The sequence below is a fragment of the Streptomyces sp. NPDC001732 genome (assembly GCF_053596315.1).
In genome coordinates this window covers 1-3,123 of sequence record NZ_JBSFFY010000173.1, presented here as the reverse complement: position 1 = coordinate 3,123, position 3,123 = coordinate 1, and the positions used below count along the sequence as shown (strand labels likewise).

Here is a 3,123-nt window from a genome sequence, read left to right as displayed (position 1 = left end):
GATACCTCACCCCACACGAAACGCGCCTGCGGCACCAGCGAGAACAGACCCTCGCGGCATAACAAAGACGTGTCCAGGATCATGGGGAAACTTCAGATGACCGTCTTCTTGTTCTGTCTCAGCGGGATCCCGCCGAACCGTCCGACCAGTGGCTTCCTGCCGACGCGTTCGACGCGGGCCTCGAAGCACTTGCGTGGCCCGAACGGTGTCTCGGTGGTGGTCGCGTACTTACGAGCCGTCCTTGACACCGACGAGCGATGTTTTTTTGGCGAGCGTCATCAGCATCGAGGTCCCCATGACCCACTGCAGCCGGGCGAGTCGGAAGACGTCGTCGGCCATCAGGTAGTACTGGACGATGCCGCGGTACTCCGACCCGTAGGTGCTGATGATGACGTGATCATCCTGGTTCAGCAGCTCGGGAGCCATTGTCAAATCCTGTGGATGGCTGAATCACGCTGGCGGGGCGGCGCCCTGATTCTCCTGCGGTCCCCCGTTCGGTCCGTGGCTTTCAGCCGCCAGGACCTCCACGCCGCGCTCTGTGAGTTGCTCGACGACTGCGTGGTGGGGGGCGGCGTCGGTAATGAGTCCGCTGATCTCCTCCCAGGGCAGGACGCGGAACCGGGAGGCTGTGCCGATCTTCTCGGAGGAGGCCAGGATGTAGGTGTCCGCGGCCCGTGCGGCCAGGGCGCGCTTCATCGCGGCCTCCTCGGCGTCACCGGTGGTCAGTCCCGCCTCCGGGTGAACGCCAGTGACGCCGAGCAGGCAAAGGTCGGCCGAGACGTTCTGGGCGGCCTCTACCGCGGCGGCGCCACAGGCGACCGCCGAGTGCTTGAAGACGCGGCCGCCGAGCAGGAAGACCTCAACCTGCGGATGCTCCAGCAGCGCGACCGCGATCGTTGGACTGTGGGTGATCACGGTGCACGCCAGGTCCGCCGGGAGCGCGTGGGCGACGGCGAGGGCGGTGGTGCCGCCGTCCAGGATCAGGGCGCTGCCGGGCCGCACGAGTGCGGCGGCCGTTGCGGCGATTTTCCGCTTGCCGTCGGGGGTGACGGCCTGCCGGGCGGTGTAGTCCACGACGGCCGGGGAGACGGGCAGCGCTCCGCCGTAGACCCGTTGGCACAGCCCCTCGGTGGCGAGGTCGCGCAGGTCGCGGCGCACGCTGTCCTCGGAGATGCCCAGGTCGGCAGCGACGTCCTTGGCGACGATCTTGCCCTCGCGGGCGAGAAGGCCCAACAGGTGGTCGCGCCGTTCAGCAGCCAGCATCCGTATTCTCTCCTGTTCTTGCACGTTCTTGCATGTATCGTAGCGCCCCATGACCGACAAGCCGATGCTCATCCTCATCGCCGGGCCCTACCGCTCCGGCACCGACGGCGACCCGCAGGCCATGGCCGCCAACCTTGCCCGCCTCGAAGCGGCAGCATGGCCGGTCTTCGCCGCCGGCCACCTTCCCGTGATCGGGGAGTGGGTCGCCCTGCCCGTCCTGCGCTCGGCCGGCGCGGGCCCCACCGATCCACTCGCCGACCAGGTTCTCTATCCGACCGCCGAGCGCCTGCTCGCCCACTGCGACGCTGTGCTCCGCCTCCCCGGCGAATCCACCGGAGCCGATCAGGACGTCGCTACCGCCCGCCGCCGCGGCCTGCCCGTCTACCACGACGTAGACGAGATCCCGCACCGCACCGCACAGGAGCCCGCGTGAACGCCCGCCCCGGCATCGAGACCCCCGACCACCGCGGCCGTATCGGCCTCGACCAAGCCGGACGTGACCTGGACCGCAACCCCGACGTCGTGGTCCGCGACGTGGAGCTCACCTCCCAGGGCTGGCACGTCCTGCGCCGCACCACCTTCGACTACCGCCGCCGCGACGGACGCTGGGTCACCCAGCAGCGCGAGACGTACGACCGCGGCAACGGTGCCGTCGTCCTGCCGTACGACGCCGAGCGTGGCCGCGTGCTGCTCACCCGCCAGTTCCGCTACCCGGCCTACGTCAACGATCACCCGGACGGCTTGCTCGTCGAGGCCGCAGCCGGGCTGCTCGACGGCGACGACCCGCTCGCCGCGATCCGTCGCGAGAGCGCCGAGGAACTCGGCGTGACGCTCGGTACGTTCACCCACATCTTCGACGCCTACATGAGCCCCGGCTCGGTCACCGAGCGCCTGCACTTCTACGCCACCCCCTACACCCCGGCCGATCGCACCGGGACCGGCGGCGGGCTGGAAGAGGACGGCGAGGACATCGAAGTACTCGAACTGCCCTTCGCTAACGCCCTCGCCATGACCCGCGATGGACGCATCACCGACGGCAAGACCATCCTGCTCCTGCAATGGGCTGCCTTGGACGGACCCTTCGCCCCCGCAGCGACCACCGGCTGACACCGCCGCACCCCGACCGACCCTGCCTCGGGTCCACGGCCGAGCCGAGGTGGGGACGGGCCGTCAGGCGACAGTAGGTTCGGATCGCTCAACGAGCCGCCCGCACTCGAAGCGGGCTCCGGCGCGGACCAAGGGGAGGAGGTGGGCACCGTTGACGGCGCGCCAGCGGGTCTGGACGGACTCGACGAGCTTGAACACCATGGCAAGCCCGGCGGCTCGGGATCCGGCGCCCCTGGTGACCTTCGTGCGAAGGCGGACGGTGGCGAAGGCCGACTCGATGGGGTTGGTGGTCCGTAGGTGGGTCCAGTGCTCGGCCGGGTAGTCGAAGAAGGCCGGCAGGACGTCCTGGTCGTCGGTGATCTTCTTGACGGCTTTGGGAGATTTGGCGCCGTAGAGCTTGGCGAAGGCCTTGATGGCCCGTTCGGCGTGTTCGCGGTCCTCGGCGTTGTAGCTGTCCTGGACCGCCTTCTTCGCCGCCGGCTGGGCCGACTTCGGCATGGCGTCGAGGACGTTGGCCTCTTTGTGAACCCAGCACCTCTGCTCGCGGGTGTCGGGGTAGAGGAAGGGCCCGTGCGGCGAGGCCGGGGGCAGGAAACCGTTGCCGCACAACACCACGTCGGCCCCGCCGCTGAACGGGGCGAGGACGTCGAGCAGCAGTTACTGAGGTTTTCGGGTTGTCGTCGGTGGTGACGGTTGGTGATCCCTGCGGTATGCCGGTGAGGTGAGGTATCCGGAGGGTGGGGGCCTGACGGC

Annotated in this window: 3 protein-coding genes and 2 pseudogenes; 2 read left to right on the top strand and 3 right to left on the bottom strand. The window is 69.0% G+C overall.

Features of this window, described 5'->3' with window-relative positions; genetic code table 11:
* Window positions 1–95: 95 nt before the first annotated feature.
* Window positions 96–420 (bottom strand): annotated as a pseudogene (locus ACWCXX_RS41070) (group II intron reverse transcriptase/maturase); the annotation flags it as partial.
* Between the two features lie 30 nt (window positions 421–450).
* Window positions 451–1,263 (bottom strand): DeoR/GlpR family DNA-binding transcription regulator, encoded by an 813-nt coding sequence (locus ACWCXX_RS41065; RefSeq protein WP_451136391.1) that lies wholly within the window; start codon window positions 1,261–1,263, stop codon window positions 451–453.
* A 49-nt stretch (window positions 1,264–1,312) separates the two neighbouring features.
* On the opposite strand from ACWCXX_RS41065, the gene ACWCXX_RS41060 reads away from it, so the two are divergent.
* Both ACWCXX_RS41060 and ACWCXX_RS41055 read left to right on the top strand, forming a co-directional pair.
* Window positions 1,313–1,696 (top strand): DUF4406 domain-containing protein, encoded by a 384-nt coding sequence (locus tag ACWCXX_RS41060; protein WP_451136389.1) that lies wholly within the window; start codon window positions 1,313–1,315, stop codon window positions 1,694–1,696.
* Window positions 1,693–2,370 (top strand): NUDIX domain-containing protein, encoded by a 678-nt coding sequence (locus tag ACWCXX_RS41055; RefSeq protein WP_451136387.1) that lies wholly within the window; start codon window positions 1,693–1,695, stop codon window positions 2,368–2,370. The genes ACWCXX_RS41060 and ACWCXX_RS41055 overlap by 4 nt, the downstream gene beginning before the upstream one ends.
* Window positions 2,371–2,454: 84 nt before the next feature.
* Here the strand turns inward: ACWCXX_RS41055 and ACWCXX_RS41050 are convergent.
* Window positions 2,455–2,931, bottom strand: a pseudogene (locus ACWCXX_RS41050) (transposase); the annotation flags it as partial.
* Window positions 2,932–3,123: the final 192 nt, after the last annotated feature.